At 64.5% G+C, this 26406-nt stretch carries 23 protein-coding genes; 11 read left to right on the forward strand and 12 right to left on the reverse strand.

Annotated features, from left to right (window positions below):
- Nucleotides 1-56 precede the first annotated feature (56 nt).
- Together ACQY80_RS11840 and ACQY80_RS11845 are read right to left on the reverse strand one after the other, a co-directional pair.
- Complete coding sequence (locus ACQY80_RS11840) at nucleotides 57-1046, reverse strand: hypothetical protein (RefSeq protein ID WP_428679705.1); 990 nt, start codon at nucleotides 1044-1046, stop codon at nucleotides 57-59.
- Nucleotides 1047-1176: 130 nt separating this feature from the next.
- Nucleotides 1177-2688, reverse strand: coding sequence for a hypothetical protein (locus tag ACQY80_RS11845; protein WP_428679707.1), 1512 nt, complete (start codon nucleotides 2686-2688; stop codon nucleotides 1177-1179).
- Between the two features lie 136 nt (nucleotides 2689-2824).
- On the opposite strand from ACQY80_RS11845, the gene ACQY80_RS11850 reads away from it, so the two are divergent.
- Both ACQY80_RS11850 and ACQY80_RS11855 read left to right on the forward strand, forming a co-directional pair.
- Nucleotides 2825-3847 carry a D-alanine--D-alanine ligase family protein gene (locus ACQY80_RS11850; RefSeq protein ID WP_428679709.1) on the forward strand — a complete coding sequence of 341 codons (1023 nt, stop codon included), beginning with the start codon at nucleotides 2825-2827 and terminating at the stop codon, nucleotides 3845-3847.
- Nucleotides 3844-4704 (forward strand): NTP transferase domain-containing protein, encoded by an 861-nt coding sequence (locus ACQY80_RS11855; protein WP_428679712.1) that lies wholly within the window; start codon nucleotides 3844-3846, stop codon nucleotides 4702-4704. The genes ACQY80_RS11850 and ACQY80_RS11855 overlap by 4 nt, the downstream gene beginning before the upstream one ends.
- Here ACQY80_RS11855 and ACQY80_RS11860 read toward each other — a convergent pair.
- A complete protein-coding gene (locus ACQY80_RS11860; protein WP_428679714.1) occupies nucleotides 4625-6064 on the reverse strand; it encodes a carotenoid oxygenase family protein in 1440 nt (479 codons plus the stop codon). The two genes, ACQY80_RS11855 and ACQY80_RS11860, sit on opposite strands and share 80 nt — an antisense overlap.
- Before the next feature lie 84 nt (nucleotides 6065-6148).
- Here ACQY80_RS11860 and ACQY80_RS11865 point away from each other — a divergent pair, with 84 nt between their 5' ends.
- On the forward strand, nucleotides 6149-6757 hold the full coding sequence (locus ACQY80_RS11865; protein WP_428679716.1) for a TetR/AcrR family transcriptional regulator: 609 nt from the start codon (nucleotides 6149-6151) through the stop codon (nucleotides 6755-6757).
- Nucleotides 6758-6896: 139 nt separating this feature from the next.
- Nucleotides 6897-8660, forward strand: coding sequence for a diguanylate cyclase (locus ACQY80_RS11870; protein ID WP_428679718.1), 1764 nt, complete (start codon nucleotides 6897-6899; stop codon nucleotides 8658-8660).
- 4 nt (nucleotides 8661-8664) lie between these two features.
- Here the strand turns inward: ACQY80_RS11870 and ACQY80_RS11875 are convergent, their stop codons facing one another.
- A complete protein-coding gene (locus ACQY80_RS11875) occupies nucleotides 8665-9762 on the reverse strand; it encodes a helix-turn-helix transcriptional regulator (RefSeq protein WP_428679721.1) in 1098 nt (365 codons plus the stop codon).
- 263 nt (nucleotides 9763-10025) lie between these two features.
- Between ACQY80_RS11875 and ACQY80_RS11880 the strand changes: the two genes are divergently transcribed.
- Nucleotides 10026-11027, forward strand: coding sequence for a hypothetical protein (locus tag ACQY80_RS11880; RefSeq protein ID WP_428679723.1), 1002 nt, complete (start codon nucleotides 10026-10028; stop codon nucleotides 11025-11027).
- A gap of 130 nt (nucleotides 11028-11157) precedes the next feature.
- Complete coding sequence (locus ACQY80_RS11885) at nucleotides 11158-11826, forward strand: DUF4197 domain-containing protein (protein ID WP_428679726.1); 669 nt, start codon at nucleotides 11158-11160, stop codon at nucleotides 11824-11826.
- Here ACQY80_RS11885 and ACQY80_RS11890 read toward each other — a convergent pair.
- The 4 genes from ACQY80_RS11890 to ACQY80_RS11905 form a co-directional block, all read right to left on the reverse strand.
- Nucleotides 11810-12592, reverse strand: coding sequence for a hypothetical protein (locus ACQY80_RS11890; protein ID WP_428679729.1), 783 nt, complete (start codon nucleotides 12590-12592; stop codon nucleotides 11810-11812). The genes ACQY80_RS11885 and ACQY80_RS11890 overlap by 17 nt on opposite strands.
- Complete coding sequence (locus ACQY80_RS11895) at nucleotides 12582-12821, reverse strand: helix-turn-helix domain-containing protein (protein ID WP_428679732.1); 240 nt, start codon at nucleotides 12819-12821, stop codon at nucleotides 12582-12584. The genes ACQY80_RS11890 and ACQY80_RS11895 overlap by 11 nt, the downstream gene beginning before the upstream one ends.
- Nucleotides 12821-13321, reverse strand: coding sequence for a DUF2975 domain-containing protein (locus ACQY80_RS11900; RefSeq protein ID WP_428679734.1), 501 nt, complete (start codon nucleotides 13319-13321; stop codon nucleotides 12821-12823). Before ACQY80_RS11900 ends, ACQY80_RS11895 begins: the two co-directional genes overlap by 1 nt.
- A 148-nt stretch (nucleotides 13322-13469) precedes the next feature.
- Nucleotides 13470-14096 carry a hypothetical protein gene (locus ACQY80_RS11905; RefSeq protein ID WP_428679737.1) on the reverse strand — a complete coding sequence of 209 codons (627 nt, stop codon included), beginning with the start codon at nucleotides 14094-14096 and terminating at the stop codon, nucleotides 13470-13472.
- A gap of 356 nt (nucleotides 14097-14452) precedes the next feature.
- Between ACQY80_RS11905 and rpoB the strand changes: the two genes are divergently transcribed.
- The 3 genes from rpoB (at nucleotide 14453) to ACQY80_RS11920 (ending at nucleotide 23412) form a co-directional block, all read left to right on the forward strand.
- A complete protein-coding gene (gene rpoB, locus ACQY80_RS11910) occupies nucleotides 14453-18631 on the forward strand; it encodes a DNA-directed RNA polymerase subunit beta (RefSeq protein WP_428679739.1) in 4179 nt (1392 codons plus the stop codon).
- A 53-nt stretch (nucleotides 18632-18684) separates the two neighbouring features.
- Nucleotides 18685-22965, forward strand: a complete 4281-nt coding sequence (gene rpoC / locus ACQY80_RS11915) for a DNA-directed RNA polymerase subunit beta' (protein ID WP_428679741.1) — start codon at nucleotides 18685-18687, stop codon at nucleotides 22963-22965.
- A gap of 135 nt (nucleotides 22966-23100) precedes the next feature.
- Nucleotides 23101-23412 carry a hypothetical protein gene (locus ACQY80_RS11920; RefSeq protein WP_428679744.1) on the forward strand — a complete coding sequence of 104 codons (312 nt, stop codon included), beginning with the start codon at nucleotides 23101-23103 and terminating at the stop codon, nucleotides 23410-23412.
- A 123-nt stretch (nucleotides 23413-23535) separates the two neighbouring features.
- Here the strand turns inward: ACQY80_RS11920 and ACQY80_RS11925 are convergent, their stop codons facing one another.
- Nucleotides 23536-23715: a PspC domain-containing protein gene (locus ACQY80_RS11925; RefSeq protein ID WP_428679746.1), complete on the reverse strand. Its 180-nt coding sequence runs from the start codon at nucleotides 23713-23715 to the stop codon at nucleotides 23536-23538.
- A gap of 58 nt (nucleotides 23716-23773) precedes the next feature.
- On the reverse strand, nucleotides 23774-23902 hold the full coding sequence (locus tag ACQY80_RS11930; protein WP_428679749.1) for a hypothetical protein: 129 nt from the start codon (nucleotides 23900-23902) through the stop codon (nucleotides 23774-23776).
- Between the two features lie 237 nt (nucleotides 23903-24139).
- Here ACQY80_RS11930 and recF point away from each other — a divergent pair, with 237 nt between their 5' ends.
- Nucleotides 24140-25252, forward strand: coding sequence for a DNA replication/repair protein RecF (gene recF / locus ACQY80_RS11935; protein ID WP_428679752.1), 1113 nt, complete (start codon nucleotides 24140-24142; stop codon nucleotides 25250-25252).
- Here the strand turns inward: recF and ACQY80_RS11940 are convergent.
- Nucleotides 25236-25442, reverse strand: a complete 207-nt coding sequence (locus tag ACQY80_RS11940) for a hypothetical protein (RefSeq protein ID WP_428679754.1) — start codon at nucleotides 25440-25442, stop codon at nucleotides 25236-25238. The genes recF and ACQY80_RS11940 overlap by 17 nt on opposite strands.
- A gap of 96 nt (nucleotides 25443-25538) precedes the next feature.
- Between ACQY80_RS11940 and ACQY80_RS11945 the strand changes: the two genes are divergently transcribed.
- The gene (locus tag ACQY80_RS11945) at nucleotides 25539-25892 is read left to right on the forward strand and encodes an Imm8 family immunity protein (RefSeq protein WP_428679757.1); all 354 of its coding nucleotides are present in this window, start codon (nucleotides 25539-25541) and stop codon (nucleotides 25890-25892) included.
- Nucleotides 25893-25928: 36 nt separating this feature from the next.
- Here the strand turns inward: ACQY80_RS11945 and ACQY80_RS11950 are convergent, their stop codons facing one another.
- Nucleotides 25929-26273: an arsenate reductase family protein gene (locus ACQY80_RS11950; RefSeq protein WP_428679760.1), complete on the reverse strand. Its 345-nt coding sequence runs from the start codon at nucleotides 26271-26273 to the stop codon at nucleotides 25929-25931.
- Nucleotides 26274-26406 lie beyond the last annotated feature (133 nt).

Consider the following 26406-nt stretch of genomic DNA (forward strand, 5'->3'; position numbering starts at 1 on the left):
AGAGAAAAGGGCGGCGCCGCGAGGCACCGCCCTTTTTTTATGCCCGGAAAGGAGCCTTAGTTGCGGGTCCAGCCCGGCTTGAACTCCTTGCGTGCATAGCCCGGTTCGAGGCGGCGCACTTCCTGCTCGGCGGGTGCGGCCGGGGTTTCGCGCTGCGAGATCTCCCATGCACTTGCAGGCTTACGGCGCATGTCCTTCTGCTCCGCTAGCGTGGCTTCATACGCGACGCGTTCCTGCCGATCGAGGAAGCGGGCGCGGGCGAGGCGCTTGTGCAGGGTCGCAAAGGGATTCTCGGGGGTCGGGCCGGTCATGGCCATTGCCTCGTGACGCCCCATGCTTCCGCTCGGCGCGGCGGCAAAGGTGGGTGTGGTCTGCGGCGCGATAGGTTCGGGCGCTGGTTCGGCAACGGTCGCCGCTGCTCCCGGAACCCATTCAGCTTCGGTGCGCGCTTCGTCGAAGTCCCAGACCTCGCTCGACGCACGGCGGCGACGCGCAAAGGCAAGGCCAACGCCGCCGGCTAACAGCAGCGCCGCAGCGCCGCCTGCAATCTGCCAAGGCAGCATATCATTACCGGCCGCGGCCTGTTCGACCGGGGCAACGGGTGCGGTATCGATCACAGGTTCGGCCGGTACTGGAACGGGGGCGGCTACGGGGGTGGCTTCGGAAAGGACCGGTTCGCTCGCGGCGGCAACCGGCGCGGCTGCTTCACGCGGCGCGGCGGGCGCCGGCGTGGCTTCGCGCGGCTTGGCAGCAACGCGCTTGGGGGCGGGCGCCGCGGCGGCCTTCGGTTCAGCCGCCTTCGGTGCGGGCTCGACCGGGGGAAGGTCCAGCGGAACGCGAATGACCGGCTGCGGCGTCGCGGTCGAAGTCGCTGGCGGTGCGGCGATCGTGGGAGCCGGTGCCGGCACCGGCACGGTCGTCGGGGCGACCGGCGGCGTCATCGTGACGGTCGGTGCTTCCTGCGCAAAGGCAGCGGGGGTGGACAGGACCAGGAACGCGGCAATCGCGCTCAAGGCGGGGCGGGAGAGGGCGTTGTTCTTCATCATAGTGAAGGGCAAACGAACGGTGCGAGCAAAGTGCTGCCCGAAACCGACGATTTCCGCGACGGAACGTGCGCGCCGGGGGACGGGGCGACTAATCCGCCCGGCCCGCCCTGTATGGCGACCGGCTTTGCGACTAGCCGATGGGGGCGGGTTGGGGCTTCGCGAGTGCCATGGAAGCCGAGGCTGAAATCGCTGCTCCGACCAGCGACATATCGCGATCGAGGCGCTCGTCGAGCACCGGCGAAGGAAGTGAAACCAGCTCCGCGATCAGCGGCATCGACAGCGACAGGCGAAGTGTTCCGGCGGGGCGCCCGTCGGACATCTGGTGAGTCTTGACCGGCTGGCCCAAGCGGATTTCATGCCCCAGCCACTGGCGTGACTGGCGCGCGATCAGGCCATGCATGGCGCGGGCGACATCGAAGTCGCAGCCGGGCCAGCGCACCGACAGATCCAGCGTCCGCAGCGTTTCGGTTGCGAGGCAGCTCGTGCCCGCGCCCGGCACCTCGGCGAGCTCGAGCCTTTTGACCAGCCGCATGACGTGGTGGCTGAAGCGCGCGATGACATCGGCAACCCGCTCTTCGGGAAGGGCCGCAAAGCGCTCTATTTCGAACAGGGCTGCCTGCAGGCGCAGGAGCAACCCGAAATTACCCGAAGCGGCGAGGACGTCAGCGCCGGGCCAGTCGGCGGGCCATTCGGCGCGCGTCGCGACGCGGCGATAGCCCTCGGGCAGCGGGTGCGCGCGATCGCGGAGGCTGGCCGGGACGAGTGCGATGCCGCTGAACGGCGGGCCACCGGCAAATTTCGATCCCGTCATCAGGACGACGCAGCCAAGCGCCAGATAGCGGCGCACGACACCCGGCGCCATGCGAAGCTGACAGGCATCGACGACGAAGGTTGCCGCATCGCCATGACTCGCAAACAGCCGCTCGACATCGCCGATGGCGGGCAGCGTCAATCCCGACTTCGATCCATGAACGACATGGACGACTGCGCGGCGGCCCCGCGCGGCTGCATTGTCGATATGGCGCGCGAGCTCGGCCGCCACCGCAGCCGAGGCGCGGGGACGTCCCGCCGCGTCGCGGACCGCGACGTCGACGAGTTCGGTTCCGGCAAAGGCGGGATCGATCGCCGACTGGGCGACGACGCGCGCGCCGATGGCGGTTTCGGCGGCGAAGAAACGGCCCGCAGCGCTGTGGATACACCCGCTGCCGACTTCGTCGCGGCCGAGCAGCACGGCGGTGATCGGCCGGCCGTTATGCGCGGCAGCCAGGCCGACATATTCGAGGTCGGTTCCCGATGCGGCAAAGACGATCGACGTATCGGTCAGGCCGAAATGGTCCGCAATCCGCAGGCGCAACATTGCCAGTGCGTCGGCATAGTCGCTTGCGGCCATCGGCCGTTCGAGCCGGTCGTGCCAGCCGTCGAGCAACGCATCGAAACTATATTGCGAAATGCTGCTGATCGTCGAGGAGCCATATGCCAGCGCATCGCTCGGCTGGACTGTCGCATGATATTGATTGCGGCCGCCGGCATCGGGCCGGATGCGCCGGTCGCCTCCGCTGGCGAGCGCGTCGGCAAGGCGGGCTGCTTGGCGCCGCGCGGGGGGCGAGCGGCGATCGTCGAAGGCGTTGGCGGCGAACAGCATGGCGGGGCATCCGGTTGGTGAGGGATACGACGGACCTACTGCGGCAAGATGACAGTGATTTTGCGCTTTGGTTTCAGCGCAGTCACCAAAGGGTCATCGCGTTGCAACCTCGGCATGGTGAAAGATGGTCATGCGAATGACACATCCCGAACCGACGCGGCTGCCCGATCGTCTGCGCGATACGCAGCGGCTCCTTTTCATCGCCAAGCATGCCCGCTGGACCGGCGGACTGCATCCCGACGACGGCAATCACGCGCTCTACCACCGCGAGACGCGCGAGATTCTCGAAGGGCTCGGCATCCCGCTTGTCGTCGAGAACGACTATGCGGCGCTGTTCACACGGCCCGAGGCCGATTTTGTCTTTCCTCTCCTGAACCGCGGGGGCTTCTATAATTCGGAGATGCTGCTGCCGCTGCTCTGCAACCGGCTCGGTCTTCCCTATGTCGGCGCCTCGCCCATCGTGCGCGGGCTGTCCGACGACAAGCATCTGACCAAACTCGAAGCGGCGGCGCGCGGCGTCCCGACAGCCCCCTGGACGCTCTTCCGCCGCGGCGCGCCGGTCGACGTGTCGCGCTGCCCGCCCGCCAAGCGCTGGGTGATCAAACCGAACAACAGTTCGGCCTCGTGGGGCATTCGCGATGCACACGACCGCCTCGAACTCGCGCAGGCCGTCGCAGAAATCCATTCGCTCGATCACGACGCCATCGTCGAACCCTTCCTCGACGGCAGCGATGTCGAGGTGCCGGTGATCACATGCCGCGGCGAGCCCACGATGCTGCCGATGATGATTTTCGAGCAGGCCGACCCGACGCACCTTCGCACCTATCAGGAAAAGCGCGATCTGGTCGATCGCAGCGCCAAATACAGCCTGAAGCTGTTCGACGCCGGCGCGCTTGCCGAACAGATCATCGATTATACCCGACGAATGGCCGAGGTGTTCCGTCCGTTCGACTATGGCCGGTTCGAATTCCGGATCGACTTCGCGACGGGCGAGGTCCGGCTGCTTGAGGTCAATCTCAACTGTAACCTCTGGTCCGACAAAGTATTCGGACGCGCGGCGGTTGCCGCTGGCTTTACCCAGGCCGATCTCATCGAAACGATCGTCGCTGAAAGCATGATCCGCCAGCTCGTCGGTTTCGCAAGGCGCGACGCGACATGAGCGGCTCGATCCTCATCCTTGCAGGTCGTCGTCCGGGCGCGGTCGATGCGCTCGCCGAAGCGCATGGTGTCGGCGACAAATGCCTTGTTCCCGTCGCAGGGCGGCCGATGATCGCGCATGTGCTCTCTAGCGCGGCGAAGACCAGCGCGACGCGCATTTTTGTCTCGACGCATCATGGCACGTTGCTTGATGATATTGCCGATCCGGTGACCGAAGAGCTCGGCGACCGGCTCGTCATCGTGTCTGCTGCCGACAATCTCGCGGACTCGGTGCTCGCCGTGGCCGACCGCGCCGAATTTCCGCTGTTCATCACTACCGCCGACAATTGCCTGCTTACGCCCGAAACGATCGCCGAGATCGGGGCCGAGGCGGCACGGCTTGGCGCGGGTGCTGGCGTGGCTCTTGCGCGGCGCGAGGATGTGCTCGCGGTGCATCCCGAGGGCCAGCGGCGCTTCTATGAATTTTCAGACGTCGCGGTGTCGAACTGTAACGCATACTGGATCGGCGATCGCGCTGCGCTCAAAGCGGCCGAAGCGTTCCGGGGCGGCGGCCAGTTCGTCAAAAAGCCGATCCGCGTGATGCAGGCCTTCGGGCTGATCAACCTGCTGCGCTTTCGCTTCGGGCTGGGGCCGATCCACCACATCTTCCAGCGCATTTCGCGCCATCTGAAAGTCGATATCGCCCCGCTGCTGGTAAGCAACGGGGCGACGGCGATCGATGTCGACAATGACCGGTCGCTTCGCGTGACCGAGGCGCTGATGAAGCGCCCCGACCTGGTCAATCCGCGACCCAGTTCCCGTGAAACCCAGGCGGAACGCGATGCGGCAGGTGAACGACAGCTTGCGGTGACCCGGTAAAATCGTCGGCGTTCAGGATGACGAGATCGGTGGTCTCGTCATTCATGTTCACGACCAGCCCGATCAGCCAGCCATCATTCTCGGCGCCGCTTTCGCTGCGCGGCACGAAGACGAACTCGCCGGGATGGCGGCCGGGGCCGAAGTCGTGCGCGTCGGTCACGCCCTTTTCGAGGTCATGGCGGAATAGCCGCGTTTCTGCGAGCTGCCATTCAGCGTCCTCGGCCTCCGGAATCGCGACGCTGTAGATGTAACGATAGGGCTGCGTCGTCAGCCGTTCGTCGTAGCGGGGAAATTCCTGGGCATGGTCATGGATGACCGCGCGCGTCGTAGTGCCGGCGGCGGGGTCGATGGTCCAGCGTTCCATGCGCGACTTCTCGCTGTCCGGACCGCGCTTCGAGGTCGCGAACATTGTTTCGTGCGCGACGACGTCGACGATGACCTTGCCGTCCGCAGTCTCATGGGCGTTGGCTGGGTGGAAGACATAGCAAGGCTCGACCGGCACCCAGACGATCTCGTCGCCGCGGCCATTCCGGGGGAGGAGGCCGACGCGCGCCGGATGCGCGTCGTTCCACGCATAGGGAAAGCGATAGCCGCCGAGCAGCATCTTCATCGAGAAGGTGACGGGCAGATCGAACACGAGCACGTAGTTCGCCGTGATCGCGCAGTCGTGGATCGAGGGGCCGTCGCTGACCGCAACCGCTTCCTCGCGGACGACATGGGCGTCCTTGTCGATGACGACGTGCCAGACCTTGTTCGGCTCGTCGCCCTTGTAGGTGACGGCGTGCAAATCGCCGGTCGCCGGGTCTTCGTGCGGGTGCGCGGTGTAGCTGCCGGCGAGCGTCCCGTCGAAGGGATTGTGCGCGATGGTGTTCAGCTCATAACCGAGCTCGACCGGCTTGCCGCCCGCCTCGACGATCGCGAAGGTGCGGCCGGCGATGCCGACGACATTGGTGTTCGGCGCGTCGCTGGTCTCGCGCGGGCCGGGAGGCAGCGCTTCGCCGAGTACGGCGCAGGCTTCGGTGCCGCGGACCCAGCGATTGCGATACCAGTCGGCCTTGCCGCCCTCGATCCGGATGCCATGGACCATCCCGGCGCCGGTGAACCAGTGGTAGCTGGCAGGGTCGGGCTGCGCGGCCGGGTTGGGGCCGTTGCGGAGGTAGCGGCCGGTCAGGCCCGCGGGGATTTCGCCGTCGACGCGCAGCGCCTCGAGCGTGAATTCCTCGGTCATCGGTTTGTGGATACCGGTGAGGAAGGGATGCGCGTCGGTGGGGCGGGGGAGGCGTTTGCGGTTGAAATCGGCGACCTTGACGATGCCCTTGGTGACGGCGCCGCGGATCAGGTTTTCGACGTTGCTGGCCATGGTGATGCTCCTTGGGCGGAAGTTTGCGAAGGTGCCGCGCAGCGTGGGGTTGCGCGGGCGACTCGAAATGTTTACGGTGCAAACATGATCGAAGAAGATAACAGTGTCAACATGGAAAATGCGCCCGCCAAGGGTGCGGGCTCCTACCATCATGGCGACCTGCGCGTGGCGGTGATCGCGGCGGGGCTGAAGCGGCTGCGCGACGGTGACGAGACCGGGCTGGGGCTGCGCGCGCTGGCGCGCGACGTCGGGGTCAGCGCGACCGCGCTTTATCGCCATTTCCCGGACAAGGAGGCGCTGCTCGACGCGCTGGCCGACGAGGGGCTCCGCCGGCTTGGCGCGCTCCAGTCGCAGGCGTGGCTGAAGGCCGGCGGCGGCCGCACGGGTTTTCTTGCGGTCGGAATCGCCTATGTCCGCTTCGCCTATGACGAGCCGGCGGTGTTCCGGCTGAGCTTCACCCGCCAGATGGCCGAACGCTGCGAGCCCGGCGTCAATGGCGGCGAAGTGGGTTACAGCCTGTTGCGCGCGGGGGTAGCGCAGACGATGCCCTATCTCGACGATCCCGACGTCGCGGCGCTCCATGCCTGGTCGCTCGTCCATGGCCTTGCGATGCTGATAATCGACCGCCGCATCGAGTGGGACGACGCGCTGGTCGAGCGGGTGGTCGGTATGACCTTTGGCGGGGTCGACTGAACCCCGGCGGGGCTGCGCGAAAGCGCATGATTTTGCGACGAAATGCGGATAGACCGCGTCAATGTTATCGGTTTATTTTCCACTTTTCGGCTAGATCGGGGGCATGAAGCACTCGGCCTCCCCCAGAGTCGAGGCGGCTTTGTGGTCGCTCCTGACGGCGCTCGGCTATTTCCTGCTGGCGAGCCTGTCGCTGCACGCGACCAAAGGCGCCGACAATATCGCGGCGATCTGGCCGCCAAGCGGCTATTTCCTGGCGCTGTTGCTGTTGATGCCCGCGCACGCGCGCGGGGCGTCTTTCGTCGGCATGGTGGGGGCCAGCCTCGCCGCAAACGCGCTGAGCGGCGCGCCGCTGTGGATGGCGGCCGCCTTCAGCTTTGCCAACGCGGTAGAGGCCCTTGCCGCCTCCTGGCTCATCCGCCGACGCATTACCGGCGAACTGTCGTTCATGAACCCGCGCGCCGTCACCAATTTCTGCATTGCGACCCTGTCCGCCAGTGCGCTCAGCGCCTCCATCGCCACGGCGCTCGTAGGCGTTGGCCTGGCAAGCCGCACGCCCGACTTCTTCCTATCGTGGCTGACCACGGTGGCGCTGGGCATGCTTATCGTCGCGCCGCCGATTGTGATGCTCGCCCGATTGTTCGAGACCAAGGCCTTCTCGAACATTTCGCACGCGATGATCATAGAGGCCAGCGCGCTCCTTGCCGTCGCGGCCGGGCTGACCGCGCTCTGCTTTTCGCAATCGCATTTCCCCGCGACCTTCCTGCCGACCGTTGCGGTCATCATCGCGGCGTACCGGCTGGGGCCTTTCGGCGCCGCGGCGGGGATGCTGATCGTCGCGATCCTCGCGGCGTGGCTGACGGGGCAGGGCTATGGCCCGATCGCGGCGATCGACGGCAGCCAGAAGAGCAAGGTCTTCTTCCTGCAATTCTATCTGGTGACCCTGCTGTTCACGACCCTGCCGCTCGCCGCGCTGCTGGTGACGCAGCGCCGGCTTGCCAAGCGGCTGGAGCAGAGCAACCGCTGGCTGACACAGGCGGAGGCGGCGGCGCATGTCGGGCACTGGCGTGTCGACCTTGTGCGCTGGACGATCCAGTGGTCCGCCCAGACCTATCGCGTTCACGGGGTAGAGCCGGGAACGCCGGTCGACGTCCGTTACAGCGTCGAACAATATGTGCCCGAGGATCGCGCCGTGGTGCAGAAGATCCTGGAGGAGGCGGTCCAGACCGGCCAGCCCTTCGAATATCAGGGTCGCATCCGGCGCACCGACGGCGAGATCCGCCATGTGAAGTCGCATGGGTCGATCGAGATGAGCCGCGGCGGCAAGGCTGTCGGCATCTTCGGCACCGTGCAGGACGTGACCGAGACGGTCGAGAATGCCCGTATCCTCGAGGCAGCACGGAGCGCGGCCGAGCGGGTCGCCAACACCGACATGCTGACCGGGCTTCCCAACCGCCGTCACACGCTGGATTTCCTCGAGCGGGCGCTGGTCGGCGCGCGCGAACATGGCGCACCGCTGGCGGTCGCGATTTTCGACATCGACCATTTCAAGCGGATCAACGACAATTACGGCCATGCGACCGGCGACGAGGTGATCCGCCGCGTGGCACGCCGCGCCAAGGCGTCGCTGCGCGACGAGGATCTGGTCGGCCGCTTCGGCGGTGAGGAATTCGTGTGCGTCCTGCAACGCTCGAGCGCGAACGCCGCCGAGATGGTCGCCGAGCGCCTGCGCAAGGCGATCGAGGCCGAGGGCGCCGAGGGAGCGGAACTGCCCCCCGCAACGGTGAGCATCGGGCTCGCGATCTATGACTGCGAAATCGACGCCGAGGAACTGCTCCACCGCGCCGACCAAGCGCTCTATGTTGCGAAGCGTGAAGGCCGGAACCGGCTTCGCATGGCGGCCTGACCGGTCAGCTCAAAACCCGCTGCACAAGCTCCTCGCGTGAGCCGACGCCGACGCGGCGGTAGATGCGGCGGCGGTAATCGTGGAGCGTGTGGGCACCGACGCCCGTTTCCTTCATGATCCGCGCGGGCGGATGCGCGAGCAGCAGGTGCTGCGCGACCTCGCGTTCGCGCGGCGACAGGTCGAAGGCGGCGAGGCGCTTCACGATTTCCAGCGGGAGCGGCACCTGTCGTTCGATCAGTGCATAGTGATGATCTGCGCTGTGAGGCGCCGCTGGCGCATCGCCGGCAACCGGGCGCGTGACGGGGTAGAGGCGGATAAGGATCCGGCCATAGGCGGTCATGCGGACGACCACAGGGTGCCGCGCCGACGAAGCGATCAGCGGTGCGAAGAGATCGGGTGCGGCGGTCGCAAAGGCGTCGCGGCTGAAACGCCCGTCGAAGCGCAGGTCCAGCAGTGCGCGGAGGAGTTGCTCGTGCCGGCCGCTCGCCTCGATAATGTGGCCGTCGCCGTCGAGCGTCAGCACCGCGCGTTCGGCATTGTCGGCGAAGGCGGTCAACGCGGGCTGGTCGAGATTGTCGGCGGCGAGCGCGTGGGCAAAGGCCGGAGCCGCGCCCATCAGCGCCTCGACGTCCCGCCGCGAATAATAGGACCGCCCGGGTTCGCGGGTCGCGAGCACGACGCCGCGCACGGTACGGCCGTCGCGCACGAACACGTCGAAGCCGTGCCCGACGCCATAGGGCCGGCACACCTCATTATAGAAAAAGGAGTCGGCGAAATTCTCCTTGCGGCAGGCCTCGGCCGCGAAGCCGAAGGGGCGGCCGCCGCGCACGAGGCTGGTGAAGCTCGGCACCTCCATATCGTAGCAGCCGAGCAGCGAACTGTTCGCCTCGATCGCCTCGGGGATGATCCACGGCAGATGGAAATCGACCGGGCGCCCGGCGGCATCGATCCAGACGAACATGCAGAAATGGCTCGGCACGAGATGCTTCAGCGTCTCGAGCATCTCGGGAATCACGGTGCGGCTGGGCAGGCCGAGACGGGCGAGCTGGGAGAGATGCGACAGCGCGCTGCTGGGGCGCATCGCGGTTCGGTCCATGGACAAGCTTTTGCTCCCTTGGTCGAAGAGGATCGATCGCGACGCCGATTGTGAGGGGATCGTTCGGGTTCGGCAGTGCCTCGGGTCACTCGCCAATTCCCCCCTGTCAGGGGGAAGAAAACCATGCCGCCGGTCCGATAGGCAAGGCGTGTCGCAACCAGAGAGCGGGCTTGCAGCGCAAATAACGGCGCGCGGCTCCGGTAGCCGTCCGACCTGTTTCCGGGTGGGACAAAATTGCCGTTTTTCCAATCATTCGAGAGGAATAGAAAATGGATAAATTGAGTTTGGAGGCCTTTCAGGGGCCGGTGAACGAAGCCGCCGAACGATCGCGCGCGCTGATCAATATTCTGGAAAAGAATATCAACCTCGACCCCCGGAGCGGCCGGGCGGATGTCGGTGACCCCGATGCGATCATCTCTGCCTACGCCAAGTTCCTGGGCGACGATGCCAAGGTTGCGGGCGAGGAAGTCGTTGCGATGGTGCAGGACGGCTTTGCCCATCTGGCCGGCGGCGACGAGAAACAGAAGATCGCCATGCCGTGGCGCGCGCTGGAGCGGCGCGATGTCGCCGGGATGCTGGGATCGTCCGACTGGCAGGCGCTCGGCTTCCGGCCGCTCGCCTCGACCGACAGCGTGCGCAAGCTGCTGGGTAGCGGCAAGTTCGGCGATCCGCCGCCCTATCTGTTCGAGGATCCCGTGATCGAACGGCTGGGCGAATGGGCGGCACGGCGCAACATCCTGGATTTCGATCCGCTGGCCCTGCCGCGTGCGGGTGGTGGAGGCGGCGGTGGCGGCGGGGGCGGTGGCGGCAGCGCCCCGCCGCCGGCGCCGCCACGGGGAGGCAATCAGGGGGGCAGTCAGGGTACGCCGCCGATCCCTCAGCAGACGCAGGACGACATCATGGCGATCATCAAGGGCACGGCGGAGTGCCTGATGAACGCGAGCTGGTCGATCGAGGGAATCTGGGGCGTACGCATCTGCCTCGACCGCAAATGCGCCGACAAGATCGAGGCTATCCTGCTGGGGCAGGGCGGCACGACGGCGTCGGCGATGATCGGCTATTTCCTCGCGAACTTCGGCAAGCTGACATGGAAGGGCGTGCTGACGTCGGCGGGGGGCTGGGTCGCGCTCGCGCTGCTGCACTTCAGCCTCTATTGGGGGCTGCTGATCCGCCAGAACAAGACCGACAACGGCGTGTGCCTGGTCCATGTGTGGCCGTGGTGGTCGGGCCTGACCGGCGGCATATTCCACGGCTGGGCGCAGGGCCGCTAAATCGGGCGAACGCAATAAGACGGGGGGCGTCGCGGCGCCGCCCGTTTTTGCTGCAAGAACAGATAGCTCGGGCTTTGGCGAGGCCCGCTTTGCTGATAGTCTGGCGCACGACCACAGAGGGAGAGGCGCCATGGACCGGGATGAGGATATGATCGCGCGGCGGATGCTGCTGGCGGGTGCGGCCGGGATGGCGATGGCGGGGCTGATACCCGTTGCCTTTGCGAAGACCGTGAAGCCGGGCGTCAAGGGACTGATCGCCAATGCGTCGGATACGGCACTCGACCGGCTGGCGCAGCCGGGGGCCTTTTATGCCGATACCGCGGTTCGTATCCTGCTGCCCGGCGCGGGCGGCAAGCTCGCCTCGAAATTGATGGGTGCGGGTGACAGGCTGGGGCTGACGACCAAGCTGACCAGGAGCCTGAACGACGCGGGCGGCAAGGCGGCGGGCGAAGCCAAGCCGATCTTCCGCGCCGCGATCGACAATCTTGGCTGGGGCGACGTGCCCTCGCTGGTGTCGAAGAATGACGGCGCGACGCGCTATCTGCAGTCGAGCGCGGGCGGGGTGCTGGGCGAAAAGGTTCGCCCGCTGATTGTCGGCGCGCTCGAAAGTGTCGGCGCATACCGCCAGCTCGACCAGCTATCGGGGAACAGCCAGCTGCTCTCGCTCGCCGGGATCAGCCATGACAGCCTGACCGGGTCGGTTACCGATCAGGCGCTGAAGGGCATTTTCCTCTATATGGGCAATGAGGAAATGGCGCTGCGCCGTGATCCGGGGAAGCTGCTCAAGAGAATATTTTGAGCGGCGACAAGTCGTTCGGGGCGCCGACCAGATCGACCTGCTTGCGGCGGGCGGCATGCTGCGCCGCGACGGTCGAGGCGCCGGTCATGGTCAGCGCGAGGAAGCCGACCGCGACCGCGTCGACGATCAGCAGCGGCCAGTCGAGCGCCGCGGGCGCGACGATTGCGGCATAGCTCAATGTATAATGGACAATCATCAGCGGCAGGACGCCGACGATCATCAGCGCGATCGTCCACCAGAAGCTGCCCGCCATGATGCCGATCGAACGGATCGGCCCGATCGCGGCATTGCCCGCGGCCCAGGCGCTGCTCCAGGCGGTGAGATAAACGCCCAATATGCTGCCTCCGGCGACAAGCGCATAGCCGGTCCAGCGCGCGGTCTCGCCGGTCAGGCCGATAAGGCCGGTCAACGGCGGGCCGAACAAGGTCCACCATTGTTCGAGCCCGTGGATCGCGAACAGGACAAGCCACAGCCCGATTGCGGGCCATTCGATCCGGCGCGCCCGGGCGGCGTCGCCGCCGAACAGGATGAAGCGCGCGAACCAGTATCCGGGCAGCAGCAGCGCGAGCGTCTTGGCAAAGCCGAACTGCATGCGCAGCGGATCGGCCTCGGCCGCCTTGGCGCCCGCGATCCCGTCGTACATGCCCGCCTGCCATTCGACGATATGCTGCGCGAATTCGACAAGGACGGGGATCAGAAAGAGGAGCGGGCAGAGGCGCGCGAAGGCCCAGGCGTGGCGATAGATGGACGCGATATCAGTCTTCATTGCCTGTTCCTTCGGGGGCTGGTCCTTCGGGGTCGAATTGAATGAGGTCGCCGGGCTGGCAGTCGAGCGCGCGGCAGATCGCGTCGAGCGTCGAGAAGCGGATCGCGCGCGCCTTGCCGGTCTTGAGGATCGACAGGTTGGCGACCGTGATGTCGATGCGCTCGCTGAGTTCGGTCAGCGTCATCCGGCGTTGCCAGAGCAGATCGTCGAGCTGGATACGGATCGCCATCAGATCGTCTGTTCCAGCTCGTCCTGCATCGCCGCGCCCCCTTCAAACACGCGCGCGAGCACGAAGAGGAGGAGGACGGCGAGCCAGCCGGTGACGCCGAAACTCCAGCCGAAATATTCCCCCGTCTCGGCGCTCGCACGGATGCTGACGAGGCCGAAGGCGAGGTCGAGGAGCTGGATGGTAAGGAGCGCCCACGCGATCTGGCGCAACCGCGCGGCGTTGGCGGCGGCAAAGGGGCGGCCGGCGCGCGCATCGTCGATCATCGCGATCAGCCGCGTCAGGATGATGTGCGCCAGCAGGATGACGGGCGCGGTGATGAAGGTGATCGCGCGCAGCCAGCCGACGGCCGCCTCGGGATGCGCGATGCGCTGGTGCAGCGCCTTTTCGATGAAGATGTCGGGCGCGAAGAAGCCCACATAACCGAGCGCGGCGACGATCAGCAGGCCGGTGACCCAGTTCAGGATATTCAGTCCGGCCAGCAGCCGACGGCTCCACAGCAACATAAGGCCCCCGCGTTATCATCCGATTTGTCATATTGATAATCGATATTATGATTATTGCAAGTCGATATGCTTCGCAGGCGAAGGACGAAGAAAAAGGCGCGGGAGCGATGCTCCCGCGCCTCTTGCTGTCTCCGATCCGGCGGGATCAGTCGGCGGGCTTCGCTGCCGTTCCGGTGTCGGTCGCGCCATCGGCGTCGGCCACCGCGCTGGGCTGGGCGCTCGGGGTGGCGCCGGCGTCGGCGATAGCGGCGGCGAACTGCTCAGCGGTGAAGCTGGTCGCAAGGCCCTGCGCACCGACAAAGAACGCCTTGCGCGGCAGGCGCACGTCGCCCTGCGCGCTCGCGACGACGACGCCTTCTGCGTCAGAGGATTTTACCTTGCCGATGACCGCACTGCCATTGACGCCGCGGATATCGGCCCCCGGCTGAAGCGCGGCGGTGAGCTGGGCCTCGAGGGCGGCTTCCTGCTGCGCCAGCGCGGCCGTCAGCTGCGCGAGGGTCAGCGTAATCGCTGTGCCCTTGTCGGTCTGCATGAAAGCGTTGGCGGGAAGGGGGGCCTGCTTGTCGCCGAGGCTCACGACGACGGTGCCGCCATCTGCGCTGGCGATCGGGCCGATCTCCTTGCCTTCGCTGTCATAAACGACGGTGCCGGGCGCAAGGTTCACACTTGCCGCCGCAGCGGGGGCGGGCGCCTGCTGCGCCAGAGCCGGCGTCCCGGCAGCGAGCGCCATGCCGAGGGTGAGAGAGGTGAAAAGGCCAGTGTACTTCCGCATTGTCTTGGTTTCTCCGGATATTGCGTAATGGAACAGAGCTTCGAACGCGCTTGGGCGGAGAGGGATCATGCCGAAATGGGCGAAGCGTTGCTCTGGCGCGGTGAATCGAATTTTTTCCGGTCGAGACGATTTTCGGGCGGGCCGCTCCGTTGACACCGCGCACCCCAAATCCTATATCGCGTCCTCACCCGACCGTCCGGGAAGCCATCTGACTTTGCGCAACAGAGGGCACGGATAGGGCGATCGGGATTTCGAGATGCGTTGGAAAGCTGCGGTAAACCGGCAACGGTTGCTTGCGGCTTTTTTGCGTCTCTCCTGCGCTCGCGAGCTATTTTATCAAGGCGAGACAATCACTTATGGCGACCAAGGCGAAGTCGGTGGGCAAGGCCCTCGAAGCAACCGCAAGCAAGCGAATCCGTAAGCTGTTCGGCAACATCCACGAAGCGGTGGAGATGCCCAACCTCATCGAGGTGCAGCGCGAATCCTATGAGCAGTTCCTGCGCTCGGATCCGTCGGTCGGCTATGTGTCGGGCCTCGAAAAGACGCTGCGCAGCGTTTTCCCGATCCGCGATTTCGCCGGCACCGCCGAGCTCGACTTCGTTCACTACGAACTCGAAGCGCCGAAGTATGACGTCGACGAATGCCGTCAGCGCGGCATCACCTATGCGGCGCCGATGAAGGTCACGCTGCGCCTGATCGTCTTTGAAGTCGACAGCGAAACCGACACCCGTTCGGTCCTCGATATCAAGGAGCAGGACGTTTACATGGGCGACATGCCGCTCATGACCGAGAATGGCACCTTCTTCGTCAACGGCACCGAGCGCGTCATCGTGTCGCAGATGCACCGGTCGCCGGGTGTCCTGTTCGACCATGACCGCGGCAAGACCCACTCGTCGGGCAAGTATCTGTTCGCCGCTCGCGTCATTCCGTATCGCGGTTCGTGGCTCGACTTCGAATTCGACGCCAAGGACATCGTCAACGTCCGTATCGACCGCAAGCGCAAGCTGCCGGTGACGTCGCTCCTCTATGCCCTCGGCATGTCGGGCGAGGAAATCCTGAACTATTTCTATGACCGTCTGGTCTTCGAGCGTGCCTCGGACGGCTGGAAGGTTCCGTTCGTCGTCGAAAACTGGCGCGGCGCGAAGCCTGCGTTCGACGTCGTCGACGCCAAGACCGGCGAAGTCGTCTTCGCGGCCGGCCACAAGATCAGCCCGCGCCTTGCCAACAAGGCTGCGAAGGATGGTCTCGACACGCTGCTGATCCCGACCGAGGAAATCTTCGGCCGTTACAGCGCCTATGACCTCATCAACGAGTCGACCGGCGAGATCTACATCGAAGCCGGCGACGAAGTGACCGCCGACAATCTCGAAAAGCTCGACGGCGCCGGGATCGACAAGCTCGTCCTGCTCGACATCGACCACAACAACACGGGCCCCTGGATCCGCAATACGCTGAAGGCCGACAAGGCCGAGGACCGCGACCAAGCGCTGAGCGACATCTATCGCGTCATGCGTCCCGGCGAACCGCCGACGCGCGAAACCGCCGAAGCCCTGTTCGCGGGCCTGTTCTTCGACGCCGAGCGCTATGACCTGTCGGCCGTGGGCCGCGTCAAGCTCAACATGCGCCTCAGCCTCGACGCCGAGGATACGGTCACCACGCTGCGCAGCGAGGATATCCTCGCCGTCGTCAAGGAACTGGTGAACCTGAAGGACGGCAAGGGCGAGATCGACGATATCGACAACCTCGGCAACCGCCGCGTCCGTTCGGTCGGCGAGCTGCTCGAGAACCAGTATCGCGTCGGCCTGCTCCGCATGGAGCGCGCCGTGAAGGAGCGCATGAGCTCGGTCGACGTGTCGACTGTCATGCCGAACGACCTGATCAACGCGAAGCCGGCGGTTGCCGCGGTACGCGAATTTTTCGGCTCGTCGCAGCTCTCGCAGTTCATGGACCAGACCAACCCCTTGTCGGAAGTCACCCACAAGCGCCGCGTGTCGGCGCTCGGGCCGGGTGGTCTGACGCGCGAACGCGCGGGCTTCGAGGTCCGCGACGTTCACCCGACTCACTATGGCCGTATCTGCCCGATCGAAACGCCGGAAGGCCCGAACATCGGTCTCATCAACTCGCTCGCGACCTTCGCGCGCGTCAACAAATATGGCTTCATCGAAACCCCGTACCGCAAGATCATCGACGGCAAGGTGACCAACGAGGTCGTCTATCTGTCGGCGATGGAAGAATCGAAGCACACGGTTGCGCAGGCGAACGCCGACCTCAACCCCGACGGCAGCTTCATCGACGAACTGATTTCGGCGCGTGAAGCGGGCGAATTCCTGATGGCGCCCAAGGCGCAGATCACGCTGATGGACGTGTCGCCGAAGCAGCTCGTTTCGGTCGCGGCGTCGCTGATCCCGTTCTTGGAAAACGATGACGCCAACCGCGCGCTCATGGGATCGAACATGCAGCGTCAGGCTGTTCCGCTGATCCGCGCCGAGGCTCCGGTCGTCGGCACGGGCATGGAAGGCACTGTGGCTCGTGACTCGGGCGCAGCGATCGCGGCACGCCGCGGCGGTGTGATCGATCAGGTCGACGCAACGCGTATCGTCATCCGCGCGACCGATATGGTCGAACCCGGCAAGTCCGGCGTCGACATCTATCGCCTGCAGAAGTTCCAGCGTTCGAACCAGAACACATGCATCAACCAGCGTCCGCTGGTGAAGGTTGGCGACGTTGTCCGCAGCGGCGACATCATCGCCGACGGTCCGTCGACCGAGCTCGGCGAACTGGCGCTCGGCAAGAATGTGCTCGTCGCGTTCATGCCGTGGAACGGCTACAACTATGAGGACTCGATCCTCATCAGCGAGCGCATCGTGAAGGACGACGTCTTCACCTCGATCCACATCGAGGAATTCGAAGTCACCGCACGCGACACGCGCCTCGGGCCGGAAGACATCACGCGCGACATTCCGAACGTCGGCGAGGAAGCGCTTCGCAACCTCGACGAAGCGGGCATCGTCTACATCGGCGCCGAAGTCGGCCCGGGTGACATTCTGGCCGGCAAGATCACCCCCAAGGGTGAATCGCCGATGACGCCGGAAGAAAAGCTGCTGCGCGCGATCTTCGGCGAAAAGGCCAGCGACGTGCGCGACACCTCGCTCCGCCTGCCGCCGGGCGTGTCGGGCACGGTCGTCGAAGTCCGCGTCTTCAACCGTCATGGCATCGACAAGGACGAACGCGCGATCGCGATCGAACGCGAAGAAATCGAGCGCCTGAAGCAGGACGCCGACGACGAACGTGCGATCCTCAACCGGGCGACCTTCTCGAGCCTGAAAGACCTGCTGATCGGTCAGACGACCAGCGCGGTACCGAAGGGCCTGAAGAAGGGCGACGAAGTCACCGAGCAGATGCTGATCGACCTCGACCGCGCCGACTGGTGGAAGCTGGCTGTCGTCGAAGACAATGCCCAGACCGCCCTCGAAGCGATCAAGGCGCAGTATGACGATGCGATCAAGCGGATCAGCGCGAAATATGAAGATCGCGTCGAGAAGCTGCAGCGCGGCGACGAACTTGCCCCGGGCGTGCTCAAGATGGTCAAGGTTTTCGTTGCCGTGAAGCGCAAGCTGCAGTCGGGCGACAAGATGGCCGGCCGTCACGGCAACAAGGGCATCATCAGCCGCATCCTGCCGGTCGAGGACATGCCGTTCCTCGAAGACGGGACACACGTCGACTTCGTGCTCAACCCGCTGGGCGTGCCGTCGCGTATGAACGTCGGGCAGATCCTCGAAACGCACCTCGGCTGGGCATCGCGCGGCTTCGGTCGCCAGATCACGGCAGCGCTCGAGGATTGGCGTCTGGCGAATCCGGACCCTGAAGCGGGCGCACCGCCCGAGGCGGTTCGCGAAGCGCTGCTTCAGGCCTATGGCGATGAATATGCGGACGAAATCAAGGCGCGCAGCACGGACGAGGTCGTCGAACTTGCCTCGAATCTCTCGGTCGGTGTGCCCTTCGCGACCCCGGTGTTCGACGGTGCACGAGAAGGCGATGTGTCGGCTATGCTGGAACGCGCCGGTCTCGACCGGTCGGGTCAGGTCGATCTGTACGATGGCCGTACCGGTGACCGCTTCGACCGCAAGGTGACAGTGGGATACATGTATATCCTGAAGCTGCATCACCTGGTCGACGACAAGATCCACGCACGTTCGATCGGGCCGTACAGCCTTGTTACCCAGCAGCCGCTGGGCGGTAAGGCGCAGTTCGGTGGCCAGCGCTTCGGTGAAATGGAAGTGTGGGCGCTGCAGGCCTATGGCGCGGCGTACACGCTGCAGGAAATGCTGACGGTGAAGTCCGATGACGTGATCGGCCGCACCAAGGTTTACGAAGCGATCGTCAAGGGCGACGACACCTTCGAGGCCGGCATTCCCGAAAGCTTCAACGTGCTCGTCAAGGAAATGCGCTCGCTGGGCCTCAACGTCGAACTCTCCTCCTATGCGGAGCAGGATCCCGACGAAGGTCCGGACGCTCTTCCCGAAGCCGCCGAATAAGATTTTTCCTCACCCCTCTCGCCACGCGCGAGAGGGGAAGATGGAGCTAGAATATGAACCAGCTTACCAACTTCATGAACCCGGTCGCGAAGCCCGAAACCTTCGACATGATCAAGATTGGCATCGCGAGCCCGGAGCGTATCCGCTCATGGTCGTTCGGCGAGATCAAGAAGCCCGAGACGATCAACTACCGCACGTTCAAGCCCGAGCGTGACGGCTTGTTCTGTGCGCGCATCTTTGGTCCGATCAAGGATTATGAATGCCTGTGCGGCAAGTACAAGCGCATGAAATACAAGGGCATCGTCTGCGAAAAATGCGGTGTCGAAGTCACGGTGACCAAGGTCCGCCGTGAGCGTATGGGCCATATCGAGCTCGCCGCTCCCGTCGCGCACATCTGGTTCCTGAAGTCGCTGCCGTCGCGCATCGGCCTGCTGCTCGACATGCAGCTGAAGCAGCTCGAGCGCGTGCTGTATTTCGAAGCCTATATCGTTCTCGAGCCGGGCCTGACGCCGCTTGAGAAGTTCCAGCTTCTGACCGAAGACGAACTGCTCGACGCACAGGATGAATATGGCGAAGACGCCTTCTCGGCCGGCATCGGTGCCGAGGCGATCCGCGTGCTCCTCGAGAATCTGGACCTGGAGCAGGAACGCGTCGACCTGTTGGACGAACTCGCGGTCACCAAGTCGGAACTGAAGCCCAAGAAGATCATCAAGCGGCTGAAGGTCGTCGAGAGCTTCATCGATTCGGGCAACCGCCCCGAATGGATGATCCTCGAAGTCGTTCCCGTGATCCCGCCCGAACTGCGCCCGCTGGTGCCGCTCGACGGCGGCCGGTTCGCAACGTCGGATCTCAACGACCTGTATCGCCGCGTGATCAACCGCAACAACCGCCTGAAGCGCCTGATGGAACTGCGCGCGCCGGACATCATCGTCCGCAACGAAAAGCGCATGCTGCAGGAAGCCGTCGACGCGCTGTTCGACAACGGCCGCCGCGGCCGTACGATCACCGGTGCGAACAAGCGTCCGCTGAAGTCGCTGTCCGACATGCTCAAGGGCAAGCAGGGCCGCTTCCGTCAGAACCTGCTCGGTAAGCGCGTCGACTATTCGGGCCGCTCGGTCATCGTGACCGGCCCGGAACTCAAGCTGCACCAGTGCGGCCTGCCGAAGAAGATGGCGCTCGAACTGTTCAAGCCCTTCATCTACGCGCGTCTCGACGCCAAGGGTCTTTCGATGACCCTGAAGCAGGCGAAGAAGTGGGTCGAAAAGGAACGCAAGGAAGTCTGGGACATCCTCGACGAAGTCATTCGCGAGCACCCGGTCCTGCTGAACCGCGCCCCGACGCTTCACCGCCTCGGCATTCAGGCGTTCGAGCCCGTCCTGATCGAAGGCAAAGCGATCCAGCTTCACCCGCTGGTCTGCGCTGCGTTCAACGCCGACTTCGACGGTGACCAGATGGCCGTTCACGTCCCGCTGAGCCTCGAGGCGCAGCTGGAAGCGCGCGTGCTGATGATGTCGACCAACAACATCCTCAGCCCCGCGAACGGCAAGCCGATCATCGTTCCGTCGCAGGATATGGTTCTGGGTCTCTATTATCTCTCGATGGAGCGTCCGGGCGAACCGGGCGAGGGCATGCTGCTCGCCGACATGGCCGAAGTGCATCAGGCGCTGTTCACCGGCGCCGTGACGCTGCACACCAAGGTGGTGAGCCGCGTCCCGCAGACCGACGAGCAGGGCAACGAGTATCTCCGGCGTTTTGAGACCACTCCGGGCCGCATGCTCATCGGCGAATGTCTGCCGAAGTCGCACACGGTGCCCTTCGACGTCGTCAACCGCCTTCTGACCAAGAAGGAAATCGGCGACGTGATCGACCAGGTCTATCGTCACACCGGCCAGAAAGAGACCGTGCTGTTCGCCGACGCCATCATGGCGCTGGGCTTCCGCAACGCGTTCAAGGCGGGCATTTCCTTCGGCAAGGATGACATGATCATCCCGGACTCGAAGGAAGGCATGGTCAACGAAACCCGTGCGCTGGTGAAGGATTTCGAGCAGCAGTATCAGGACGGCCTGATCACGCAGCAGGAAAAGTACAATAAGGCCATCGACGCCTGGTCACAGTGCGGCGACAAGGTCGCGAACGCAATGATGGACGAAATCCGCGCCGAGCCGAAGGATCCGAAGACGGGCCGTCTGGCCCCGATCAATTCCATCTACATGATGGCGCACTCGGGTGCTCGTGGTTCGCAGGCCCAGATGAAGCAGCTTGCCGGCATGCGCGGCCTGATGGCCAAGCCGTCGGGCGAGATCATTGAAACGCCGATCATCTCGAACTTCAAGGAAGGCCTGACCGTTCTCGAGTATTTCAACTCGACTCACGGTGCCCGTAAGGGTCTGGCAGATACGGCGCTCAAGACGGCGAACTCGGGTTATCTGACCCGCCGTCTGGTCGACGTGTCGCAGGATTGCGTCGTGATCGAGGAAGATTGCGGCACCGAACGCGGCATGGAAATGCGTGCGATCATCCAGGGCGGTTCGACGATCGCCTCGCTGGGCGAACGCATCCTCGGTCGTACGACGCTGGAAGATGTCGTCGACAAGGACGGCAACGTCATCGCGCCGGTGGGCACCTTGCTCGACGAGCCGACGACGCAGCGTATCGAGGACGCCGAAGTCCAGTCGGTCAAGATCCGTTCGCCGCTGGTTTGCGAAGCGACGCTGGGTGTTTGCGGCAAATGCTATGGCCGTGATCTTGCGCGCGGTACGCCGGTCAACATCGGTGAAGCTGTCGGCGTTATCGCCGCGCAGTCGATCGGCGAACCCGGCACGCAGCTGACGATGCGTACGTTCCACATCGGCGGGGCGGCGCAGGTCAACGAACAGTCGAACGCCGAAGCGATCTCGGACGGCACGATCGAATATCGTGACATGGCGACGATCGTCGACCAGCGTGGCCGCCGTCTGGCGCTGTCGCGTTCGGGCGAAATCGCGGTCATCGACAGCGAAGGCCGCGAGCGCGCGTCGCACAAGCTGCCTTATGGTGCGCAGATCCTGCACAAGGACGGCGAGAAGGTGAAGAAGGGCGACCGGATCGCCGAATGGGATCCGTTCACGATGCCGCTGATCACCGAAAAGCACGGTGTGGTGAAGTATCAGGATCTGGTCGACACCAAGACGCTTGCCGAACAGGTCGACGAAGCGACGGGCATCGCCCAGCGCGTCGTGATCGAATATCGCTCGGCGGGCCGCGCCAAGAAGGAAGACCTTCAGCCGCGCCTGACCTTGCTCGACGATCAGTCGGGTGAAGCCGCACGCTATCTGCTCGCGGTCGGCACGATGTTGTCGGTCGAGGACGGTCAGACGGTGCAGGCGGGCGACGTTCTGGCGCGTGTCAGCCGCGAAGCATCGAAGACGCGCGACATCACCGGCGGTCTGCCGCGTGTTGCCGAGCTGTTCGAAGCACGCATTCCGAAGGACAACAGCGTTATCGCGAAGATCAGCGGCCGCATTGAATTCGTCAAGGATTACAAGGCGAAACGCAAGATCGCGATCGTTCCGGAAGAAGGCGATTCGATCGAGTACCTCATTCCCAAGTCGAAGGTGCTGGAAGTGCAGGAAGGCGACCAGGTCAAGCGCGGCGACGCGCTGATTTCGGGCTCGCCCAACCCGCACGACATCCTCGACGTGATGGGCGTCGAGGCGCTGGCCGAATATCTGGTCGCGGAAATCCAGGAAGTCTACCGACTGCAGGGCGTGAAGATCAACGACAAGCACATCGAGGTGATCGTTCGCCAGATGCTGCAGAAGGTCGAGATCACCGACGGCGGCGACACCACGCTGCTGCCGGCCGAGCAGCTCGATTATCTGGAGATGATGGAATATAACGCCAAGCTTCCGAAGAATGGCCGTCCCGCCGTCGGGCGTCCGGTCCTCCTCGGCATCACCAAGGCGTCGCTGCAGACCCGCAGCTTCGTTTCGGCGGCGTCCTTCCAGGAAACGACCCGCGTTCTCACCGAAGCATCGGTGCAGGGCAAGATCGACTCGCTGCAGGGCCTGAAGGAAAATGTCATCGTCGGCCGCCTTATCCCGGCGGGTACGGGCGCTGCCATGAACCGTGTCCGCGTGACCGCTTCGTCGAAGGATGCTGCCCTCCGCGCCGCGATGCGCGCGAACCAGGAACATCTGATCGCGCCGCAGACTGCCGCAGAAGAGCATGCTGCCGAACTGGCGCAGGGCCCCGAAGCGGCGCTCGGCGACGATCCGCTGGGTACGGTCGAGGGAGAAACCCACGGCACCGATGCTGATGCCGGCGATTACCTGATCCAGGGCGACGAGGCGTAAGTCTCTTTCCCTTCGGGTAATGAAGCGAAAGACAAGAAGCCCCGCCGGAGCGATCCGGCGGGGCTTTTTCTTTGGGCGGACTGGGGGTGGGAAGTTGCAGTTGCGGATGCTCAGCGTGGCGCGAGAAATCCGCTCATGCTCTGGAACATTATAGACAACCGGACCCGCCCGTACCGCTGGCGAGAGGTCAATGCCATCGTTGAGGCCGTAGAACACGACAACAGTTGCACCGATGCCGACCAAGCGCCCGAGAGCGATCCGAGATTGACGGTGGTTTATGATGCGCTTGAAGCTGTTTCAGTCCACGAGGTAGTCGTCTGGGCAATTGAGCAGCCTTGTCCGGTTACCCTCTATATCTATGATCTTGGCGGAGGATTTGTCGGCGACGAACATTTCAATAAAATGGAGAATCGCTTCCCCGAAGAAGGCGACAGCGCCGAAAGCTGAATCACGACAATCGGCCGCCAGCAGGCAAGGAAAAGGCCCACCGGTGGAGACCGGCGGGCCCTTGGTTTTGGAAATAGGCGGGCCGGTGCGACTGCGCCTGAAAGGCGGCCGGCCCGGGCTGTCCTAGGGCGCGAGGATCGCGACGGCGAGGTACAGCAGCAGAGGCAGGCCGAAGCCGAGCAGCGTCAGGGCGACAAAGGCGACGCGCGTCCACAAGACATCGATGCCGAACTGGTCTGCCATCCCGGCGCACACGCCGAAGATCATCCCGTCGCGACGATTCTTGCGAAAACCCTGTTTCATTTCTTTCCTTTCCATCCCGGCCGAATGGCCGGCGTTTTTAGTGGGCAACGGGGTCCGGTCAGGCGACCAGACCACCGAAGTGCGCAGCGTTCGGGCCGACAGCGGCAAGGAACATCAGCGAGCAGTAGAGCGAGGCAACCGCGGCAACCGCGTAGCTCTTGAACGATTCGACGTTGAGGTGGGCCATGATATTATCCTTTTTTGTCCTCCACCCGGACCATCCGGTGGATGCCCAATCTATTGCAGGAGGCGTGCCAATTTCATTCATTGGCGGTTAACCGCCGTTTTCGAGTTTGAGACATTATATTTCAGCGGAAAATTTGCGGTACAGAGGTAAAAATTCCCGATTATGGGAAAAATTCCATATCGCCTTGCGGCGGCACGGGCTGGTGTCGCGCGAATGGCTGCGGTAGGCGAAACGGGCATGACGCTCGCCCGCCTTTCGTTGACCGATTTTCGCAACCATGCTGGCGCGGACATGGCGGCCACGCCGGGCCTCGTTGCGCTGCATGGCGACAATGGCGCGGGCAAGACCAACATACTGGAGGCGATCTCGCTGCTGGCGCCGGGGCGCGGACTGCGGCGGGCGGCGCTGGCGGACATGGTGCGCGACGGGGCCAGCGGAGGCTTCGCGATCTTCGCCGAAGTGCAGGCCGGGGCCGATTTGCCGCCGGTCGCGCTGGGAACGGGGATCGAGGCCGCGCATCCGGGGCGACGGATCGTCCGCATCAACGGTGCGTCGGCGGCGGCGGCGTCGCTCGGCGAGTGGATATCGGTGCTGTGGCTGACGCCGGCGATGGATCGGCTGTTCGTCGAGACCGCGGGCAACCGGCGGCGCTTCCTCGACCGGTTGGTGCTGGCGCTCGATCCGCGCCATGCGCAGCACAGCACCCGCTATGACGCCGCCCTGCGCGCGCGGGGCAAGCTGCTTGCCGACATCGCGACCGCCGACCAGCAATGGCTGGCAAGTCTGGAAGCGCAACTCGCCGAGCATGGCGCGGCGATGGACGCGGCGCGGCGGGCGACACTCACCGCGCTCTCGGCCGAACTTGCGGAGCAACCCGATGCGCCCTTTGCGCGGCCGCTGCTGACGCTTGTCGACAGCGAGGGCGCGCCGCGCGATGCATCGCATGGTGTCGAGGCGCTGAAGGCGCTTTTCGCGGGCCGCCGCCGGATCGACGCTGCGGCCGGCCGCGCGACCGCCGGACCGCACCGCGACGATTTGTCTGCCGTTCATGCCGGGACGGGCCGGTCGGCGGCGCGCTGTTCGACCGGCGAGCAAAAGGCGATGCTGCTGTCGCTCGTCCTCGCACACAGCGATTGCGTCGCCCGGCTGCGCGGAGCGCGTCCGGTGCTGCTGCTCGACGAGGTCGCCGCGCATCTCGACCCCTCGCGCCGCGCCGCGCTCTATGAGCGGCTGGCGGGGCAGGGCGGGCAGGCCTGGCTCACCGGGACCGAGGCGGCTCTGTTCGATGCGATGCCGGGACCGGTGACGCGCTTTCATATTGCCGGCGGGCGGATCAGTCCTTCGGCTTGACCGTGACCCAGATGCTGATCGGCGCCGCGAATTTGCCCGGCTCGGGTTTTCCGACGTCGATGCGCTCGGCAGTGACGAGCTGTCCCGTCTCCAGCGTGAAGCTGGCCCACGGCTTCGGCATGCGGTTGAAGCTCATTTTCTGGAGCGGCTGGCCGGTGGCCGTGTTCATGATCGTTGCGATGATACCCATGTGTGGCGGGTAGCGGCGGGCTTCCGATTCTGTCCAGAAGGGAATGACCGTTAACAACCGATTGCGGACGCCATGCCTCGTCAGTAACCTGAGAACATGGAAGCAGAGCTTAGATCGCTTGCAACGCAAGATGGAGAGTTTCTCCAAAACGTCCGGCCTGACGAAAATGTTTTTCGCATCTCCGTTCGCGCCGAAATCGGATCCAAGGGAAGCCGCGGAGCAGATTTGTTCGATTTTGATGTTTGTTCGCCAAGCTGGCTCGATTCCGAACTTGATCGATACGTATCTTTGCCCGGCGGAAAGCGGCTATTCATGCGCAAGTTCGACGCCAACGCTATAGAGGAATATGTCCGCAAGCGCATTCGGCATGCCACCGGTGCGACATGGAATGACGTTGCGCGCAAGATTGGCGAAAGGGCACGATGGGAATTTGCAGACATTGAAAGCTAATGTCCGCTTCCACCCCTAAGCCGACGGCGCGGCGCCTCAGAGTATCTCGCGCACCCGGTCCTGCGGGCGGCAATAGCGGACGCCCTTTTCGGTCTCGACGAAGGGGCGGTCCACATAGGCGGGATTTTCGACCATCGCGGCGATGATCGCGTCTTCGTCGGCGTCTGTCAGCCCGCGTTCCTCGGCGTCGGTGCCGCGCAGGCGCAGCGCGTCGCGTGCCGACATGCCGGCATCGCGGAAGAGCTGGCGCAGCTTGTCGGCAGTGTAGGGCGTCTTCAGATACTGGACGACCTCGACCTCCACACCCGGCGTTTCTTCGAGAATCGCGAGCGTGTTGCGCGAGGTGCCGCAGGCGGGGTTGTGCCAGATAATTGCCTTCATGCGCCGCGTCCTAATGAGAGCTTACAGCAGCGTAAACCCGCTATTCATGGCATATATGGCACATCTTCCCGCATGAAGGGGAACCACCAGCTTGCCTTTCCCGGTCCGGATACGATCTATGCAGGATCGAGGG

The organism is Sphingopyxis sp. (genome assembly GCF_965279755.1).
Taxonomy (GTDB): domain Bacteria; phylum Pseudomonadota; class Alphaproteobacteria; order Sphingomonadales; family Sphingomonadaceae; genus Sphingopyxis.

Excerpts from the sequence above, each read along its gene's own strand:
- ACQY80_RS11840 (WP_428679705.1), bottom strand. The coding sequence starts at position 1,046 with ATGATGAAGAACAACGCCCTCTCCCGCCCCGCCTTGAGCGCGATTGCC.
- ACQY80_RS11845 (WP_428679707.1), bottom strand. The coding sequence starts at position 2,688 with ATGCTGTTCGCCGCCAACGCCTTCGACGATCGCCGCTCGCCCCCCGCG.
- ACQY80_RS11850 (WP_428679709.1), top strand. The coding sequence starts at position 2,825 with ATGACACATCCCGAACCGACGCGGCTGCCCGATCGTCTGCGCGATACG.
- ACQY80_RS11855 (WP_428679712.1), top strand. The coding sequence starts at position 3,844 with ATGAGCGGCTCGATCCTCATCCTTGCAGGTCGTCGTCCGGGCGCGGTC.
- ACQY80_RS11860 (WP_428679714.1), bottom strand. The coding sequence starts at position 6,064 with ATGGCCAGCAACGTCGAAAACCTGATCCGCGGCGCCGTCACCAAGGGC.
- ACQY80_RS11865 (WP_428679716.1), top strand. The coding sequence starts at position 6,149 with ATGATCGAAGAAGATAACAGTGTCAACATGGAAAATGCGCCCGCCAAG.
- ACQY80_RS11880 (WP_428679723.1), top strand. The coding sequence starts at position 10,026 with ATGGATAAATTGAGTTTGGAGGCCTTTCAGGGGCCGGTGAACGAAGCC.
- ACQY80_RS11885 (WP_428679726.1), top strand. The coding sequence starts at position 11,158 with ATGGACCGGGATGAGGATATGATCGCGCGGCGGATGCTGCTGGCGGGT.
- ACQY80_RS11890 (WP_428679729.1), bottom strand. The coding sequence starts at position 12,592 with ATGAAGACTGATATCGCGTCCATCTATCGCCACGCCTGGGCCTTCGCG.
- ACQY80_RS11895 (WP_428679732.1), bottom strand. The coding sequence starts at position 12,821 with ATGGCGATCCGTATCCAGCTCGACGATCTGCTCTGGCAACGCCGGATG.
- ACQY80_RS11905 (WP_428679737.1), bottom strand. The coding sequence starts at position 14,096 with ATGCGGAAGTACACTGGCCTTTTCACCTCTCTCACCCTCGGCATGGCG.
- rpoB (WP_428679739.1), top strand. The coding sequence starts at position 14,453 with ATGGCGACCAAGGCGAAGTCGGTGGGCAAGGCCCTCGAAGCAACCGCA.
- rpoC (WP_428679741.1), top strand. The coding sequence starts at position 18,685 with ATGAACCAGCTTACCAACTTCATGAACCCGGTCGCGAAGCCCGAAACC.
- ACQY80_RS11920 (WP_428679744.1), top strand. The coding sequence starts at position 23,101 with ATGCTCTGGAACATTATAGACAACCGGACCCGCCCGTACCGCTGGCGA.
- ACQY80_RS11925 (WP_428679746.1), bottom strand. The coding sequence starts at position 23,715 with ATGAAACAGGGTTTTCGCAAGAATCGTCGCGACGGGATGATCTTCGGC.
- ACQY80_RS11930 (WP_428679749.1), bottom strand. The coding sequence starts at position 23,902 with ATGGCCCACCTCAACGTCGAATCGTTCAAGAGCTACGCGGTTGCCGCG.
- recF (WP_428679752.1), top strand. The coding sequence starts at position 24,140 with ATGACGCTCGCCCGCCTTTCGTTGACCGATTTTCGCAACCATGCTGGC.
- ACQY80_RS11940 (WP_428679754.1), bottom strand. The coding sequence starts at position 25,442 with ATGGGTATCATCGCAACGATCATGAACACGGCCACCGGCCAGCCGCTC.
- ACQY80_RS11945 (WP_428679757.1), top strand. The coding sequence starts at position 25,539 with ATGGAAGCAGAGCTTAGATCGCTTGCAACGCAAGATGGAGAGTTTCTC.
- ACQY80_RS11950 (WP_428679760.1), bottom strand. The coding sequence starts at position 26,273 with ATGAAGGCAATTATCTGGCACAACCCCGCCTGCGGCACCTCGCGCAAC.